General features: G+C 71.9%; 16 protein-coding genes and 1 riboswitch. Of the genes, 7 read left to right on the forward strand and 9 right to left on the reverse strand.

All coding sequences use genetic code 11. The features are described from left to right. Positions 1 to 2: 2 nt before the first annotated feature. Positions 3 to 1,658, reverse strand: a complete 1,656-nt coding sequence (locus ACTMTI_RS15495; RefSeq protein ID WP_441121007.1) for a hypothetical protein — start codon at positions 1,656 to 1,658, stop codon at positions 3 to 5. Positions 1,659 to 1,777: 119 nt separating this feature from the next. Next, a complete protein-coding gene (locus ACTMTI_RS15500; protein ID WP_441121008.1) occupies positions 1,778 to 2,494 on the reverse strand; it encodes a L,D-transpeptidase family protein in 717 nt (238 codons plus the stop codon). A gap of 207 nt (positions 2,495 to 2,701) precedes the next feature. Between ACTMTI_RS15500 and ACTMTI_RS15505 the strand changes: the two genes are divergently transcribed. Both ACTMTI_RS15505 and ACTMTI_RS15510 read left to right on the forward strand, forming a co-directional pair. Then, positions 2,702 to 3,178, forward strand: a complete 477-nt coding sequence (locus ACTMTI_RS15505; protein WP_441121009.1) for a YbaK/EbsC family protein — start codon at positions 2,702 to 2,704, stop codon at positions 3,176 to 3,178. Between the two features lie 10 nt (positions 3,179 to 3,188). After that, on the forward strand, positions 3,189 to 3,761 hold the full coding sequence (locus ACTMTI_RS15510) for a GNAT family N-acetyltransferase (RefSeq protein ID WP_441121010.1): 573 nt from the start codon (positions 3,189 to 3,191) through the stop codon (positions 3,759 to 3,761). 312 nt (positions 3,762 to 4,073) lie between these two features. Here ACTMTI_RS15510 and metF read toward each other — a convergent pair whose 3' ends face one another. Then, a complete protein-coding gene (metF, locus tag ACTMTI_RS15515) occupies positions 4,074 to 4,937 on the reverse strand; it encodes a methylenetetrahydrofolate reductase [NAD(P)H] (RefSeq protein ID WP_441121011.1) in 864 nt (287 codons plus the stop codon). 145 nt (positions 4,938 to 5,082) lie between these two features. Between metF and ACTMTI_RS15520 the strand changes: the two genes are divergently transcribed. Further along, positions 5,083 to 6,150: a polyprenyl synthetase family protein gene (locus tag ACTMTI_RS15520; protein ID WP_441121012.1), complete on the forward strand. Its 1,068-nt coding sequence runs from the start codon at positions 5,083 to 5,085 to the stop codon at positions 6,148 to 6,150. Positions 6,151 to 6,326: 176 nt separating this feature from the next. Here ACTMTI_RS15520 and thiE read toward each other — a convergent pair whose 3' ends face one another. The 3 genes from thiE to ACTMTI_RS15535 are packed head-to-tail and all read right to left on the reverse strand — an operon-like array spanning position 6,327 to position 8,517. Further along, positions 6,327 to 6,971 (reverse strand): thiamine phosphate synthase, encoded by a 645-nt coding sequence (gene thiE / locus ACTMTI_RS15525; RefSeq protein WP_441121013.1) that lies wholly within the window; start codon positions 6,969 to 6,971, stop codon positions 6,327 to 6,329. Next, positions 6,949 to 7,323 carry an Rv2175c family DNA-binding protein gene (locus tag ACTMTI_RS15530; protein WP_441121014.1) on the reverse strand — a complete coding sequence of 125 codons (375 nt, stop codon included), beginning with the start codon at positions 7,321 to 7,323 and terminating at the stop codon, positions 6,949 to 6,951. Before ACTMTI_RS15530 ends, thiE begins: the two co-directional genes overlap by 23 nt. Positions 7,324 to 7,353: 30 nt before the next feature. Then, on the reverse strand, positions 7,354 to 8,517 hold the full coding sequence (locus ACTMTI_RS15535) for an NAD(P)/FAD-dependent oxidoreductase (protein WP_441121015.1): 1,164 nt from the start codon (positions 8,515 to 8,517) through the stop codon (positions 7,354 to 7,356). Between the two features lie 57 nt (positions 8,518 to 8,574). After that, positions 8,575 to 8,691: riboswitch (TPP riboswitch) on the forward strand. On the opposite strand from ACTMTI_RS15535, the gene ACTMTI_RS15540 reads away from it, so the two are divergent. The 4 genes from ACTMTI_RS15540 to pknB all read left to right on the forward strand — a co-directional run bounded on the left by ACTMTI_RS15540 (position 8,681) and on the right by pknB (position 12,970). Then, the gene (locus tag ACTMTI_RS15540) at positions 8,681 to 9,946 is read left to right on the forward strand and encodes an FAD-dependent oxidoreductase (RefSeq protein ID WP_441121016.1); all 1,266 of its coding nucleotides are present in this window, start codon (positions 8,681 to 8,683) and stop codon (positions 9,944 to 9,946) included. (Overlaps the previous riboswitch by 11 nt.) Continuing rightward, positions 9,943 to 10,143: a sulfur carrier protein ThiS gene (thiS, locus tag ACTMTI_RS15545; RefSeq protein ID WP_441121017.1), complete on the forward strand. Its 201-nt coding sequence runs from the start codon at positions 9,943 to 9,945 to the stop codon at positions 10,141 to 10,143. Before ACTMTI_RS15540 ends, thiS begins: the two co-directional genes overlap by 4 nt. Next, positions 10,136 to 10,891 (forward strand): thiazole synthase, encoded by a 756-nt coding sequence (locus tag ACTMTI_RS15550; RefSeq protein WP_441121018.1) that lies wholly within the window; start codon positions 10,136 to 10,138, stop codon positions 10,889 to 10,891. The genes thiS and ACTMTI_RS15550 overlap by 8 nt, the downstream gene beginning before the upstream one ends. 165 nt (positions 10,892 to 11,056) lie before the next feature. Beyond that, positions 11,057 to 12,970: a Stk1 family PASTA domain-containing Ser/Thr kinase gene (gene pknB / locus ACTMTI_RS15555; RefSeq protein WP_441121019.1), complete on the forward strand. Its 1,914-nt coding sequence runs from the start codon at positions 11,057 to 11,059 to the stop codon at positions 12,968 to 12,970. Positions 12,971 to 13,176: 206 nt separating this feature from the next. On the opposite strand, the gene alc is transcribed toward pknB, so the two are convergent. The 3 genes from alc to ACTMTI_RS15570 are packed head-to-tail and all read right to left on the reverse strand — an operon-like array spanning position 13,177 to position 16,586. After that, positions 13,177 to 14,121, reverse strand: a complete 945-nt coding sequence (gene alc / locus ACTMTI_RS15560; RefSeq protein ID WP_441121020.1) for an allantoicase — start codon at positions 14,119 to 14,121, stop codon at positions 13,177 to 13,179. Further along, positions 14,122 to 15,432, reverse strand: a complete 1,311-nt coding sequence (allB, locus tag ACTMTI_RS15565; protein WP_441121021.1) for an allantoinase AllB — start codon at positions 15,430 to 15,432, stop codon at positions 14,122 to 14,124. After that, on the reverse strand, positions 15,429 to 16,586 hold the full coding sequence (locus ACTMTI_RS15570; RefSeq protein ID WP_441121023.1) for a glycerate kinase: 1,158 nt from the start codon (positions 16,584 to 16,586) through the stop codon (positions 15,429 to 15,431). The genes allB and ACTMTI_RS15570 overlap by 4 nt, the downstream gene beginning before the upstream one ends. Positions 16,587 to 16,628 lie beyond the last annotated feature (42 nt).

Below are 16,628 nucleotides of genomic sequence, written 5' to 3' on the forward strand. Positions count from 1 at the left end.
CGCTATCGGCAGTGCGGGTTCGACCAGCTCGTCCAGCCCTGGCGGGCGCCGCCCTCGCCGGTCGCGGTCCAGCCCGCCGGCGGTGCGCCCGCGTCGGACGGCACGACGGCGGTGCAGGCGCCCCGCGGCGGCGTGCGGTCGTAGAAGTCGAGTTCGGTCCACCACACGCGGTAGGCCAACGGCACCCAGAGGTTCCACTTCACCCGCCGGTCCACCGCCACCGGCCCCGGCGGCGGCGCGGGCAGCCAGTCCCGGCCGGAGGCCGGCGGGCTCGCGGGCGCCAGGTCCGCGGTGAACGCGAGGTTGATCAGCGCCAGCACGCCCACGACCAGCAGCCTGGCCCGGCGAGCGGTGAGGAGTGCCGCGCCGGCCAGGCAGCCCAGCAGGATCAGGGCGGAGGTGGAGGCGGCGGCCAGATCGAGTGAGTCGTGCACCCCGCTCAGGAAGATCACCTCGGGGAAGTCGAACGCGATGAAGGCGTAGCGCTCCAGCCGGTCCCCCGCGTACCAGGCGGCCACCCCGCCCATCACGGCCATCAGCCCCGCGGCGGCCAGCGCGTGCCGGGCCACCGGCAGCCGCCCGCCCTTGATGAGCACGATCAGCCCGGCGAGCGTCCAGGCGACGGCGACGCAGGCCAGGTAGCGCCCATAGGCGTAGTTGCCGACCCGGTGCTCGTCCGGCAGCGCGGCGGAGGAGGCGTAGGCGATGCCCACGGTCACGGCCAGCAGCGCGCCCGCCAGCACGCGCCGCGGGACCGGCGCGGATCGGCTTACGAGCAGGGCGGCCGCGCCCGCCAGGCCGACGCCCGCCAGTCCCCAGGTGCCGGCGATCAGGTACCAGAGCTGCCCTGCCGCCCCCGACAGCGCCCAGGCCTGCCCTTCGAGGCTCGTGAGCCTGGAGGCCAGCAGGCCGGAGAGGTCGCGCGCCCCGCCCGGGTACAGCGCGGCCGATAACGCCCCGTTGAGCGCCTGTCCCGCCAGCGTCGTCAGGCCCGCACCCGCCAGCGCCGCCGCGACGGCCCCGCGCGGCACCCGCCGGGCCAGCACCGCCACGACCAGGACGCACACCGCCAGCAGGACCATCCCCCGCAGGTGCACCGCCGTCGCGTACCCGGCCAGCGCCCCCGCCGCCGCCCCCGCCCTGACCGAGCCGTACGCGGCCAGGTCGTGCACCGCGAGCAGCCAGGCCAGCACGAGGGTGGGCAGGATCGCATCGGCCAGCGCCAGCCCGGAGAACACCAGCAGCGCGGGCGACAGCGCCGCCACGAACGCCACGATGTGCGCCGCCCGCCGGCTGCTGCCGAGCCGCCGCAGCAGCAGGTACGCCAGCGGGTACGCGGCCGCCGCCGCCATCGATCCCACCCCGGCCACCAGCCGGTAGGCGAGCACCGGATCGGACGTCAGCCAGAAGACGGGGACGAGCAGCACCGCGTAGCCGCCCTGGTAGAACGTCGAGCCGGTCAGATCGGCGCCGGGACCGCAGGCCAGCCGGCGGGCGGCGAGGAGATAGCCGGTCTCGTCCGGGTTCGCGACAGGCCCCGCGTGATACCGGTACAGCCACAGCCGCAGCGCCACGTGCGCGGCCCACCCCACCGCCGGCAGCAGCCACCATGGCCACGACCGGCCCTTCCCACGCTCTGCCGGTGCGATCCCCGGCATTCGGGCTATGGACGCCGTTGTCATGAAACCCCCCAGAAGTCAGGAGGGAGTCCAACAAAAGATCCATAACGCGCCCGTCACCCACTCTGGTTATGCGGGCGTTACGCCGGGGCGATCGCTCAGGGACGCTTGAACGCGCCGCGGACGTGGACCGGGACGCCCCTGCCGAGCATGCCGGGCAGGACCTCGGCCACGTTCATCGGCATGCGCACGCAGCCGTGCGAGGCCGGCGCGAGCGGCACCGACAGCGCGCCGTGGAAGGCGATGCCGCCATTGAAGAAGATCGGGTTGTAGAGCTCCCCGAGGTAGGACTTGTGCCAGCCGCTCTTGCGCCACGTCGTCTTGTAGTCGCCGGTCGGCGTGCGGGCCGAGCCGCAGAACCGCTGCTCCTTGCCCTGCCAGGCGGTGGTCTCGCAGTACGGGATCCCGCTGCCGGAGGACACGTGGGTGATCAGCTCGGCCTCGCCGCCGACGTACAGGACCATGATCTGCTTGGTGAGGTCGACCTCGGCGCGGGTCGGCTTGCCGTTCTTGACCAGGACCTTGGGAGCCTTCGGGCTCTCCAGCGCCTCCCAGGTCCGCTTGGCGACCGTGCTGGTCGGCCTGATGCCGTTGACCTTCTGGAACGCCCACACGGCGGTCAGCGTCGTGCCGCCGTACTGTCCGTCGGCCTTGCCGGGGCGGTAGCCGAGTTCGGTGAGGCGCTTCTGCAGCCAGGTGACGGTCTTGCCCTTGGCACCCAGCTTGAGGGTCTTGCGCGGCGCGGTGACCGCGGCGGCCGGGCCCGACTGGCCGCCTGCGGCGGTGGGCGTGACGGTGGGGACCACGTTGGTCATGACCGGGGCCGCCTGCGCACGTGGCGCCGCCTGCGTCCCGCAGCCCGAGAGTGCGACGGCACCAGCCGTCAGAAGAGCAGCCACTCCGGGCAGCCGTCGAACCCCCACTCCGTACCACCTCTCATGCCATCTTACGAACAGATCAGTGGACCCTACACCAATCACCATGAAGAGGTAATGACGCGTCAATCTGTTTAGAGTGTCTCCATGTCTCAGAAGTTGCCGGCGAATGCCGTTCTGGTGGAATCCGCGCTGCGCGAGCTAGGGGCGACCGGCGAGATCGTCGTCCTGCCGGAGAAGGCGCCCACGGCGGCGAGCGCCGCCGCTCAGCTCGGGTGCGAGGTCGGGGCCATCGCCAACAGCCTGATCTTCGAAGCCGACGGCGAGCCGCTGCTGGTGCTGACGAGCGGGGCGCACCGCGTGGACGTGGAGCTGATCGCCCGCACCGCGGGCGCCCAGCGAGTGCGCCGGGCGACTCCCGAGTTCGTCAGGGCCGCCACGGGCCAGCCCATCGGCGGCGTCGCCCCGGTCGGGCACCCGGCGCCGGTGCGCACTCTGGTGGACAACTGGCTGAGCAAGCACGAGGTGGTGTGGGCGGCCGGGGGGCATCCGCTGACGGTGTTCCCGACGACCTTTGACGAGTTGGTGCGGATCACCGAGGGCACCCCGGTGGACGTCGAGTAGTGTGCGACGGGTGATCGAGTTTCGCGGGGCGGGGCCGGCCGAGTTCACCGAGCGGCTGGAGACGGTGATCGGCATTTACACGGCCGCGATGAACCCGCCCGAGGACCAGATCACCGGCCGTAAGACCATTATGCGAAATCATGCGACATATCCCCATTTTCAGTGTTATTTCGCAGAATGGCGGGATCAATCCCCCACTGGGGCGGGCGAGGCCCCCAGGACCGTCGGCTTCGCGTACGGCTTCCGCGGCGCGCCCGGGCAGTGGTGGCACGACGTGGTGCTCAGAGCGCTGACGGAGCAGTCGGGTCGGGAGGTCGCGGCCGCCTGGCTGGGGCACGCCTTCGAGCTGGCCGAGATCCACGTCCACCCCCACTACCAGGGCAAGGGCATCGGCCGGGCCATGATCAGAACGCTGTGCGCGGGCCGCCACGAGCGCACGGCCGTCCTGTCCACCCACGACCAGCCCACTGCCGCCCGCCACCTCTACGCCGGCCTCGGCTTCAGGGACCTGCTGACGAGGTTCGTCTTCCCGGGCGGTTACGAGGAGTACGCGATCGCGGGCCGCCCGCTCCCCCTGCCATAACGACTGGTGAAGCCGAATCTCGTGGGTTTGCCGGCGCATGACCACGGGCACCATCAATGACAGAAAGTGACGGATCATTTACGGACCGCCTACCGTCCCCTGCCCGTCACCCGCCCGGTCCCCCTGCGGGCGGGTGGCGGGCCCCCAAGGTTCCGCGCTGTCGTGGTCAACGCTTTTGCACCACTTTCCCGCCCGCGATGCGGCGTGACGGCGCCCGGCCCCGTGCGGGGTCAGAAACCGTCTCCCTGGAGGCCCTCAGCCCTGGTCGGCGGTTGGGTGATGTTGGCTCCGCCGTAAAATATGGGGTTTTGATCAGGCGGTGAGGGCGACGCTCAGACGCTGGAACACCTCGCGCGAGGCGCTGGAGCGGTTGAAGGTGATGAAGTGGATCCCCGGCGCGCCCTCGTCCAGCAGCCGCTGGCACATCTCGGCTCCGTGATCGATCCCGAGGCGCCGCACCGCGGCGGGATCGTCCTTGACGGCCTCGAAGCGGGCCGCCAGGTCCGCCGGGAACGGCGCCCCCGACAGCTGCTCGGAGCGCGCGATCGTGCTCATCTGCGTCACCGGCATGATGCACGGGATGATCGGCGTGTCGCAGCCCCTGGCCGCCACCCGGTCGCGCAGCCGCAGGTAGTCCTCGGCCTGGAAGAACATCTGCGTGATCGCGTAGTCCGCCCCGGCGCGGCACTTCCGCACGAAGTATTCGGTGTCGGCCTCGATGGACGGCGAGCGCGGGTGCTTGTAGGGGAAGGCGGCCACGCCGACGCAGAAGTCGCCCGCCTGCCTGATCAGCCGCACCAGCTCCTCGGCGTAGAGGACGCCGTCGGGGTGCTGCACCCACTCGCCGGAGGGATCGCCGGGAGGGTCGCCCCGGACGGCCAGGATGTTGCGCACCCCCGCGTCGGCGAAGCGGCCCACCAGGTGGCGTAGCTCGCGGACGGAGTGGTTGACGGCGGTGAAGTGCGCCACGGGGGTGAGCGTGGTGTCGTGGGCGATCCGCTCGACGATGTCGACCGTGCGGTCGCGGGTGGAACCGCCGGCGCCGTACGTCACCGACACGAACGTCGGCCGCAGCGACTCCAGCTCCCTGATCGCCCGCCAGAGCTGCCGCTCGCCCTCGTCGGTCTTCGGGGGGAAGAACTCGAAGGAGAACGACCGGCCACCGGAGGCGAGCATGTCGCGAACGGTGGGAACACGATCGGGCAGGATTGAGGGTCGACCAAGCGCCATGGCCCCAAGGTTACAGGTAGCCCGTCATGATCAGAGGGAGCAGACGTGAGCCCGGATCGGAGTGTGTTCGCCCGACCACTAGTCTCAAGACATGACCACTGACGCCGCGAGCATGGACGTCTTGCGCACGCAGGTGGAGCGGGCCCTGGGCGCGTTCGTCGAACGGCAGCTGCCCGCCCCCGGCGACCCCGACCTGGAGCCGCTGCGCACGGCCGCCGGCGAGCTGCTGGCCGGTGGCAAGCGGCTGCGTCCCGCGTTCTGCTACTGGGGCTGGCGCGGCGCGGGCGGCACCGACGTGCCCGAGATCTTCACCGCGGCGGCCTCGCTGGAGCTGCTGCAGGCCAGCGCGCTCGTGCACGACGACGTGATGGACAAGAGCGACCTGCGCAGGGGCATGCCGGCGGCGCACCGCCGCTTCCAGACGATGCACGAGAAGGCCGGCTGGCACGGCTCGGCGGAGCAGTTCGGCGAGGGCGCGGCGATCCTGCTGGGCAACCTGCTGCTGATCTGGTCGGGCGAGATGTGGCGCACCAGCGGCCTGCCGCCCGAGTCCCTGGAAGCGGCCCAGCCCGTGCACGACCACATGCGCACGGAGCTGATGTGCGGGCAATACCTCGACCTGCTGGAGCAGGCGAACGGGGAGAACACGTTCGACTCGGCCCTGCGGGTGGCGCTGTTCAAGAGCGGCAAATACTCGGTGGAGCAGCCGCTCCGGCTCGGCCTGGTGCTCGCCGCCCAGGAGCGCCTGCCGTGGATGGACGACCTGTGCACGGGGTACGGCACGCGGGTCGGGATCGCCTTCCAACTCCGGGACGACATCCTCGGGGTGTTCGGCGACCCGGCGCAGACCGGCAAGCCCGCCGGGGACGACCTGCGGGAGGGCAAGCGGACGATGCTCGTGGCCCGCACGCTGGCGGCCGCCTCCCCCGGCGCGGCGGAGACGGTGCGGCGGCTGCTCGGCGACCCGGCGCTGGACGAGCAGGGGGTGCGGACGCTCCGCGGCATCATCGAGGACACGGGAGCGCTGCAGGAGTGCGAGGACCTGATCGGCGACTACCTGGGCGAGGCGCTGGCCGCGCTGGACGAGGCTCCTGTCACCGCCGAGGCGCGCGTCGCCCTGAAGGAGCTCGCCATCGCCGCCACGTCCCGCAAGACCTGACCGTCCCGGCCGCCGGCCCCACGTGCCGCAGAGGCGCGGTCACCGGCTCCCACGCAGCCGGCTGCCGCAAGGCCGGCCTCAAGGTCGCCCGGGGCCAGCGCTCGGCAGGGGGAAGCGCCGCTCGGCGGCACCGCACCCGCACCGGCCGCGGGCATCCGCGACCGGCGCGCCCCGGCTCAGCGCGCGCCGGTTGACAGGCGCTTGGCGAATTCCGCCGCGGCCGCCCCCGGATCCTCGGCGTCCGTGATGGCGCGTACCACCACGACCCGCCTGACCCCGTACGACATGACCTCGTCCAGGTTGCCGAGCTCGATGCCGCCGATCCCGAACCACGGCCGCGAGGTCCCCAGCGATGCCGCGTGCCGCAGCAGCGGCGGGCCGGGAGCGGGGCGGCCGGGCTTGGTCGGGGTGGGCCAGATGGGGCCGCAGCAGAAGTAGTCGACGCCCTCCTCCACCGCCGCGGCGGACGCCTCGGCGGCGGAGTGAGTGGACCGTCCGATGACGATGTCGTCGCCGAGTATCTCTCGCGCGACCATCACGGGAAGGTCGTCCTGCCCCAGGTGGAGCACGTCGGGCCGGGCGGCGTAGGCGATGTCCGCCCGGTCGTTGACCGCTAGTAGTTTGCCGTGCCGGTCGCAGGCGTCGCGGAAGACTTCGAGGAGCGCGAGTTCTTCGCGAGCCTCCAGGCCCTTCTCCCGCAGCTGGATGATGTCCACGCCGCCGGCCAGCACCGAATCGAGGAACTCCGCCAGGTCGCCGCGGTCGCGGCGGCCGTCTGTGCAGAGATAGAGGCGGGCCTCAGAAAGCGAGGGCTTGGGCACGCCGCTTGACCTCGGTATGACGGCCGGCCTTGATCGCATCGATGGGCGATCCCGGCAGCGACTCGTCGGGGGTGAAGAGCCAACGCAGCGCTTCGACGTCGTCGTAGCCGGCGTCCTGCAACACGGTCAGCGTGCTGGGCAGGCCCTTCATCACTTCCTTCCCGTCCAGGAACACCGCAGGAACCTGCGGGCCCCCGCTCCCGCGGCGCACGCCGAGGAGCTTGTGGTCCTTGAGGAGTTGCTTGGCCCGCCCGATCGAAAGGTCGAGGCGCGAGGCCACTTCGGGGAGAGTGAGCCACTCGTCGACGAGCTGGTCGGTCTCCCGGTCGATCTGTGCAACAGAAAGCGTCACGAAACCACAACTACCACATGCCGTCCTTGCTCAAACAACACAATCCCGTAGGGGGACTTGTGGATCTACCAGGAGTTCCGCGTCCATAAGGTGACCCGCGTCGATGATCCGGCGACCCTGTACGAGATCGCGCGGACGGTCCACGGCGAGCACCGCCGCGAGGGTTCCGCCGGCGGTGAGCCAGACGGCCGACCACTTGCCGTCCGGATCACCCCGGTAGAGGAGACGCTCCCCCGCGGGGTGGTGCCCAGCGTACTGGACCATGTGCCCGAACTGCTCCGACCAGAAGTACGGCACCGGGTCGTACACCGCGTCCTCGCCCAGCAAGGTCGCCGCGGCGACCTCGGGGGCGTTGAGCGCGGTGTCCCAGTGCTCGACCCTGAGCCTGGTCTGGAATCGGCGGGACCACCAGGCGGCGCAGTCGCCGACGGCGACCGTGTTCGGCAGCGAGGCACGCAGGTGCTCGTCGACGACGACGCCGTTGTGCAGGTCGATGTCGGCGTCGGCGAGCCATTCGATCGCGGGGCGCACGCCGATGCCGGTGACGACCACGTGGGCTTCGACGAACTCGCCGTCGAGCAGCCGTACGCCGCCCTCGTCCACGGAGCCGACCATGGTGTCGAGCCGCAGGTCGATGCCCTCGTACCAGGGCTCGGTGCGGGCGCCGAGCTCCGTGCCCACGGCGGTCGCGAGCGGAGTGGAGGCCGCCTCGATCACCGTCACGGCGCATCCGGCGCGGCGGGCGGCGGTGGCCACCTCGGCGCCGATCCACCCGGCGCCGATGATCGCGACCCGGGCGCCGGGCACGAGCCTGGCCCTGAGCTCGTGGGCGTCGTCGAGGGTGCGCAGCACGTGCTGAGGGCCGTCGCCGGGCAGCATGATCGGCTCCGCTCCGGTGGCGATGACCAGGCCGTCGTAGCCGACCTCGCCCTCGGTCGTCTCCACGACGCCCTCGCGCAGGGCCTTGGCGGCGACGCCGGGCCGGAAGTCGACGTCGATGGCGGCCAGGTCGGTGTCGACGTAGCTGGTGTCGGCGTCGCCGAGGAGCACGCTCTTGGACAGGGGCGGGCGATCGTAGGGACGATGCCGTTCCTGGCCTATCAGGGTGATCCTGCCGTCGAATCCCCGTCCGCGCAGCGCCTCCACGGTGCGCACTCCGGCCAGGCCCGCTCCCACCACCACGACATGATTCACGTTCAAGACCATAACGGGAGCGTGTCCGGGCGTGGCACCGAGGCCGTAGGCTGAGGAGGTAAGACGCGCGGGAGTCCGGCCGTTACCGGGCTGAGAGGAAGGCTGCACCGGGCCTTCGACCGCAAGACACCTGATCCGGATCATGCCGGCGAAGGGAGCGCATGTGGATGTGATCGTAGGCGGCGGGGTCGTCGGACTGTCCATCGCCTGGCGGCTGGCCCGCGCAGGGCGGCCGGTCACCGTGGTGGACCCGGCTCCGGCCTCGGGGGCCTCGCACGCGGCGGCGGGCATGCTGGCCCCGGTCAGCGAGGTCACGTACACGGAGGCGCCGCTGCTCCGGCTGGGGCTGGCCTCGCTGCGCCGCTGGCCGTCCTTCGCCGCCGAACTGGCCGCGGACGCCGGGCTGCCGGCGGGCGACACCGGACTGCCCGCCACGAACGCCGGGCTGCCCGCCGCGGACACCGGGCTTACGCCGGGCGACGCCTCCTCCGGCCACGTCTTCGGTGCGTTCGGGGGCGGCGAGGGTGCCGGTGAGGCGGCCCGGCGCGGGCTGGATCTTCGTACGGATGGGACGCTCGACGTGGCGTTCGGGGCAGACGACCTCGCGGCGCTCGACGAGCTGGCGACGTTCATGGAGAAGCTCGGGCTGCCGGTCGAGCGGCTGACCGGGCGCGAGTGCCGCCGTCTCGAGCCCATGCTGGCCCCTTCCGTGCGCGGCGGGCTGCTGGCGCCGGGCGACGCCTGGGTGGACCCGCGCCGCGTCACGACGGCCCTGCTCGCCGCCCTGGACCGGCTCCACGCCCCCTTGGTACGGGCACGCGCCACCGGCCTCCTGCGCGACGGCGGCAGAGTCGTCGGAGTACGCCTGGCACCGCCGATCGGCTCGACCGCCGGCACCCCCGCGCCGTCCGAGATCCGGGCGGAACGGGTCATCCTGGCCGCCGGAGCCTGGAGCACCGAGCTGGCCGAGCTGCCGGTGCGGCCCATCAAGGGGCAGATCATGCGGTTGCGTTCGGCCCAGCCGCTGCTCAGCAGGTGCGTACGCGGCACCGTGCACGGCACGCCCGTCTACCTCGTCCCCAGAGGCGATGGTGAGCTGGTGGTCGGGGCCACGCAGGAGGAGCTCGGGTTCGACACGAGGGTGACGGCCGGCGGGCTCTACGAGCTGCTGCGCGACGCCAGGGAGCTGGTGCCGGGCGTGACCGAGCTGGAGGTCGCCGACGTGGTGGCGGGATTGCGCCCGGGCACGCCGGACAACCTGCCCATCATCGGCCCGAGCGGTACGCCGGGGCTCACGCTGGCCACCGGGCATTACCGGGGCGGCGTGCTGCTGGCGCCGCTCACGGCGGCCCTCGTCGCAGGGGAGCCGGGCGAGGAAGGCGAGCTGGCGGCGTTGTGCTCGCCGGGGAGGTTTGAGGAAATTTCATGATTGTGCTGATCAACGGGGCCGCGCACGAGGTCGCCGACGGCATGACCGTGGCGCAGGCCGTACACACATTGACGCAGGCCACCACAGGGGTGGCCGTGGCCGTGAACGACGAGGTGGTCACCCGGAGCGCCTGGGAGACGACGGCGCTCCGGGACAGTGATCGCGTGGAGGTGCTGACGGCGGTGCAAGGTGGATGATCTGATCATCGCCGGGGAGAAGTTCTCCTCCCGGCTCATCATGGGAACCGGCGGCGCGCCCTCGCTGGAGGTGCTCGATCAGGCGCTGGCGGCCTCGGGGACCGAGCTGACCACGGTGGCCATGCGGCGGCTCGACCCGGGCGCCCGCGGCTCCGTGCTGGACGTGCTGCGCAAGCGGGACATCAAGGTGCTGCCCAACACGGCCGGTTGCTTCACGGCGGGCGAGGCGGTGCTGACGGCGCGCCTGGCCAGGGAGGCGCTCGGGACGAACTGGGTCAAGCTCGAGGTCATCGCCGACGAGCGGACGCTGCTGCCCGACCCGATCGAGACGTTCGACGCGGCCGAGCGGCTGGTGGCGGACGGGTTCGTGGTGCTGCCGTACATCGGCGACGATCCAGCGCTCGCGCGGCGGCTGGAGCAGGCCGGGTGCGCGGCGGTGATGCCCCTGGGCGCGCCGATCGGCTCGGGCTTGGGCATCCGCAACCCGCACAACATCGAGCTGATCGTGGAGGCCGCCGCGGTCCCGGTGATCCTCGACGCGGGCATCGGCACGGCCAGCGACGCGGCGCTGGCGATGGAGCTGGGCTGCGACGCCGTACTGCTGGCCACGGCGGTCACCCGGGCGCAGCGGCCCGATCTCATGGCGGCGGCCATGAAGTCGGCCGTGGTCGCGGGGCGGCAGGCCCGGCAGGCGGGCCGCATCCCGCGCCGGCGCTACGCCGAGGCGTCCTCCCCGATGACCCCATGACGCGTCACCTGGAGGGGCACGGCGCCACGCCCGGCCGGGCCGCCGTGACGGGGATGAGCCAATGTCCACTTCGCCGGGGCGTGGGCACGTTCCATTGGCACGTCTCCGCATCAGTTTCGGGCGGCGGGGCCCTGCCGGGGCCAAAACGCCCGTAAACTCAGCGGGGTGGACACGACGACTGCGGACCCCCTGGTCGGGCGGCTCCTCGATGGGCGCTATCGCATCGAGAGCCGGATCGCACGGGGCGGTATGGCGACCGTCTACCTGGCGCTGGACGTCCGGCTCGACCGGACGGTGGCGCTGAAGGTCATGCACCGCTCGCTGGCCGAGGACCCGGCGTTCGTCAGGAGGTTCATCGGCGAGGCGAAGTCGGTCGCCAGTCTCTCCCACCCCAACGTGGTGCACGTCTTCGACCAGGGCACGGACAACGACGTCGTCTACCTGTCGATGGAGTACGTGCCGGGCCGGACGCTGCGTGACATCCTGCGCGAGCGCGGCAGGCTGCCCGCCCGCGAGGCGCTCGAGATCATGATCCCGGTGCTCGCCGCACTGGGCGCGGCCCACCAGGCCGGGATGGTCCACCGGGATGTGAAGCCCGAGAACGTCCTGATGACCGACGACGGCCGGGTCAAGGTCGTCGACTTCGGTCTGGCCAGGGCGATCGAGGCGACGAACCAGACGCGTACCGGCGTGATGATCGGCACGATCGGCTACATGGCGCCCGAGCAGGTCATGACCGGCGCCGCCGACGTGCGCAGCGACGTCTACGCGGCCGGCATCATGCTGTTCGAGCTGGTGACGGGCCAGCAGCCGTATGACGGCGAGACGCCGATGTCGGTGGCGTACCGGCATGTCCACGACACCGTGCCGGCGCCGTCGTCGGTGATCCCCGACGTGCCACCGCTGGTCGACACGCTCGTGGCGCACGCGACCGCGCGCGAGCCGCAGGACCGGCCGGCGGACGCGACCGCCATGCTGGTGGCGTCTGTGGACGCGCACCGGATGCTGCCGCGGATGACCAACCCGCCGATGTCGCACTCCCAGCCCGACGCGCACTCCCAGCCGCACGCCAGGACGGCGGTCTTCGCCGCCGCGTCGGTGCCCCAGGCCGCGCCCGCCCACACGCTGATCCAGCCCAAGGTGGAGGTGCCGCGGCAGCGGCGCGGGTTCCGGCCCAACTGGTTCCTGGTGACGCTGGCCGCCGTGATGGTGGTCGCGGTGGGGCTGACGGGGTGGTTCTTCGCCCAGCCCGAGCTCATCGCCGTGCCCAACCTGGTCGGCAAGAACGTGACGGTGGCCGAGAAGAACGCCATCAACAACGGCTTCCAGGTCAAGAAGGCCGAGGGGCAATACAACGAGGACGTGGCCGAGGGCGTGGTCATCAGCACCGACCCGGTCGCCGCGACCGAGGTGGAGAAGGGCACCACGATCACGCTGGTGCCCTCGCTCGGTCCCAAGCGCGTGGTCGTGCCCAATGTCGAGGGCATGACGGAAAACGACGCCCGCGCCGCGATCGCCCAGGCCGGGCTGACCGTCGGGTCGGTCAAGCGCCTGGCCAACACCGAGGTCGAACGCGACAAGGTGATCCGTACCTCGCCGCAGGTCGGCGAGAAGGTGAAGGAAGCCGCGAAGATCTCCATCTTTGTCAGTGCCGGGATGGTCATGCCCGACGTCATGGGCATGCCGAAGGACGAGGCCGCCGGCTACCTGGGCGGGCAGGGCTTCCAGGTGCAGGTCAACGAGGTGGACGACGACGCCGAGCCGTGCACGGTGATCGCGCAGGCGCCGAAGGCCAAGTCCGAGGTGGACCGGGGCGCGCAGGTCATGGTGACGGTCGCGCGGTGCGGGGGCGACTTCCTGGACTGGTTCCGGGGAGACAACGAGGCTCGTGACGACCAGCAGTTCGGCGTGGTGCCTGGGGTGATCGGCAAAGACATCAAGGACGCCAAGGCCGAGTTGGAGGCGATGGGGTTCCAGGTGCGGGTGCAACGGCTCGGGAACCGGGGTGTGGTGCAGTTCCAGCGGCCGCTGCCCAACAGCGAGCGGCCGACGGGCACCACCGTGTTCCTGTGGCACTGACACCCGCCGGCCTCCTTGGACGACCGGTGCTCCCCGCCGCCCCGCTGCGGGACACGAGGACGTCGATCCAGGCTGCCGGCCCAAGCGGCGGGGACCCGGCCGCGTAGGCGAGCCGTCCATGTGAACGCCAGTGCCGCATAGGCAAGTGGCCGTGCAGGCGAGCCGACCGTACAGGCCGGCTCATAGGACCGGGCCCGGGTGGCGGGTCAGGTGAGGTGGCCGTGGAGCCGGACTCTGGCCAGGCCGCCGTCCGGGTAGATGTCGACCCGCACATGCGTGACCGGATCCGGGTGATCCAGCCGGAAGCGGTGCGGGGTGTCCGGCTGGAGCCTCGTCCTGGGCAGCAGCTCGACCTCACGCTCCCCGTCGAGCCCGGTCAGCGAGACCGCCCCCGGCGCGTTGAACAGCAGGTTCGTGGTGTCGATCTCGGCCAGCCTGATCAGCCCGCGCCCGGCCAGGCGAATCACGATCCACTCGTTGCCCTCCTCCCGGCGCCGGGCGGTCTCCCACCCCTCCGCCTGATGCCGGGCCAGTCCGGGCGCGATGGCGTTGTTGGGGCTGGAGTAGAACTCGTTCGAGCAGGCGGTGACGAGGCCGCCGTTCTGGAGCGCGGCCAGGTCGAAGCCGAGCCCCTCGTACACCGACAGGTCGGGCCGGGGCTCGCCGTGCACCCGCAGGCGGGCCACGCCCCCGTCAGGGTGGATGTTGAGCCGCACGTGGGTGTAGCGGCGGTCGTCGGCGACGTCGAAGTGGTGCTCGGCGTCCCCCTTGAGCTCCACGCGGGGGACGATCTCCACCCACTCGGCGGTCTGCAGCTCGGCGGGTGACGGATAGCCCTCGACGGCCGCGGCCTCGACGGAGGCGTGCGGCGGGTAGTTGCCCTTGAACCAGGCCGTGTCGATCACCACGCCGCGGATCGCCCCGGGGATGCCGAGCCGTACCAGCGCCCAGTCGTGGCCGGGCTCGCGGCGGCGCCTGGTCTCCCAGCCGTCGTACACCTGCCCCTTGCTGCCGAACGTCTCCGCCTGGAAACCGGGCCGCCCCGGCCTGATCAGGCACTCCTTATCAGCGAACGACTCGTCGCTGGCCGCCACGACGGAGCCGCCCAGCGTGCGCAGGGCGAGATCGGGCAGGGTGGTGAAGCGCGGCATCTACTGCTCTCCCAATAGGAATCGTCCGTGCGGTGCGCCGTCGACGGGCCGGCCGCGCAGCCAGGTGGTCAGCACGGCGCCCTTGAGCACGCGGCCGTGGTAGGGGGTCACCGGGTTCTTGTGGTGGAGCAGCGAGGCGTCCACCGGGTTGTCGGCAGCGGGGTCAAAGGCAACCAAATCAGCATCATTGCCCTGTTTTATACCCCCTTTTCCGGAAATTTCCGCCAGCTTAGCCGGATTGGCGGACATCCAGCGGACCACGTCCCCCAGCCCATGCCCTCTCCGCGACGCCTCCGTCCAGATGGCCGGCAGCCCGAGCTGGAGCGAGGCGATGCCGCCCCAGGCCGCGGCGAAGTCGGGCACCTTGAGGTCGGCCGTGGACGGCGAGTGGTCCGACACGACGCAGCTCAGCACGCCCCTGGCCAGCCCGTCCCACAGCAGGTCGCGGTTGGCCTCGGAACGGATGGGCGGGCAGCACTTGTACGCGGTCGCGCCCTCGGGCACCTGCTCGGCCGCCAGCGTCAGGTAGTGGGGGCAGGTCTCCGCCGTGACCGCCACGCCGTCCGCCTGGGCCGCCGCCAGCACGTCCAGGCACTCGGCGCTGGAGACGTGCAGGATGTGCACCCGCGCGCCGGTCTCCCTGGCCAGCTCGACGACCCGCTGGACGGCGCTCCGCTCCGAAGCCCCCGGCCGCGAGTCCAGAAATTCCGGATATGTCGGCCCGAACGGCTCCCGTAGCAGCGCCGGATCCTCGGCGTGCACCACCATCAGGCCCCCGAACCCGGCGATCTCCTCCAGCGCCGACCGCAGCTCATCCGTCTCCAGCGGCGGGAACTCCTCCACGCCGGACGGCGACATGAAGCACTTGAAGCCGTACACGCCACGCTCGTGCAGCGGCGCGAGCTCCTTGACGTTCCCCGGCACGGCCCCGCCCCAGAACCCGACGTCCACGTGGCACTGCCCCTCCGCGGCGCGCAGCTTGACCTCCAAGGCCTCCACGGAGACGGTGGGCGGCAGCGAGTTGAGCGGCATGTCCACGATGGTCGTGACGCCCCCGGCCGCCGCCGCCCTGGTGGCCGAGTCGAAGCCCTCCCAGTGCGTACGCCCCGGCTCGTTGACGTGGACGTGCGTGTCGACCAGGCCGGGAAGCAGCGCCAGGTCGCGCAGGTCGATGTCCTCGGCGGCGGAGAGCGGCACGTCATAGGCGTACAGCCCGGCGATCTTCCCATCCCGTACGGCCACCGCGGCCGCCCGCTCCCCCTCCGGCGTGACGGTGCGGCGGGACCGTACCACGAGGTCGAGTTCGCTCATCTATTTCCTCCGAGACGGTCGGTGGCGATCCTGGCCGCGAGGCGTTCGAGCAGCGGCCCGGCCTCCGCCATGCAGCGCTCCGGGTCAGGCTCCAGGTCGGTCAGCGCGTAGGCGGCCTCGATGCCGGCGGCCTTCAGCTCGGCGTCGGCGAGCGTACGCCGGCCGCAGACGGCCACCACGGGCACGCCCGCCCTGGCCGCCGCCTGCGCCACGCCGATCGGGGCCTTGCCGCGCAGCGACTGCTCGTCCAGCGACCCCTCGCCCGTGATCACCAGGCGTGCGTCCACGGCCAGCGCGTCGAACCCGAGCAGGCCGAGCAGGTAGTCGATGCCGGGCCGGAGGTCGGCGTGCAGGAACGCCAGCGCCGCGAACCCCACCCCGCCGGCCGCCCCCGCCCCCGGCGCCCCCGCGACACCCATGGGCCGCGGCCTGTCATCGTGCTCCACTGCTCCCAGCAGGCCATGCGTCTGCGTCGCCACCGCGGCCAGGCGGGACAGAGCAGACTCCAGCGTCCTGACATCCTCCGGAGTGGCACCCTTCTGAGGCCCGTAGACGGCGGCGGCGCCGTGCGAGCCGAGGAGCGGGTTGTCCACGTCGCTCGCCACCACGAACTCAACGCCTGAAATATCCACAAAACCCGACATGTCAATATGATCGAGAGCCTTCAGCGCGGCCCCGCCCCTCGGGAGCTCGTTGCCCTCGGCGTCCAGCAGCCGGGCGCCGAGGGCCTGCGCCATCCCCGCTCCCCCATCGGTGCACGCGCTGCCGCCCAGGCCGAGGACGACCCGCTTGGCCCCGCGGCGCACGGCGTCGGCCACCAGCTCGCCCGTGCCGTAGCTGGTGGCGGTCAGCGGCTCGTGGTCACCGGGCAGCCGGCGCAGCCCGGACGCCTCGGCGAGCTCGACGACGGCCGTGCCGGCCGCCGGCTGCCAGGCGTACGAGGCCGGGATCCGTTCCCCCGTGGGCCCGGTCACCTCGATCGTGACCCGGTCGAAGCCGCAGGCCACGGCGGCGTCGACGGTGCCGTCGCCCCCGTCGGCCACCGGCAGCTCAACGGTGGGCACACCGAGCCCCGCCGACACCCGCCGGGCCACCTCGGCCGCCGTCAGCGACCCCTTGAACTTGTCGGGGGCCACCAGAACATGCTGAACCACTACGAACTCCCACACGATGATGAACAATGGCCGGAGACGCCT

Origin of the sequence: Nonomuraea sp. H19, from assembly GCF_052068215.1 — a bacterium.
Taxonomy (GTDB): domain Bacteria; phylum Actinomycetota; class Actinomycetes; order Streptosporangiales; family Streptosporangiaceae; genus Nonomuraea.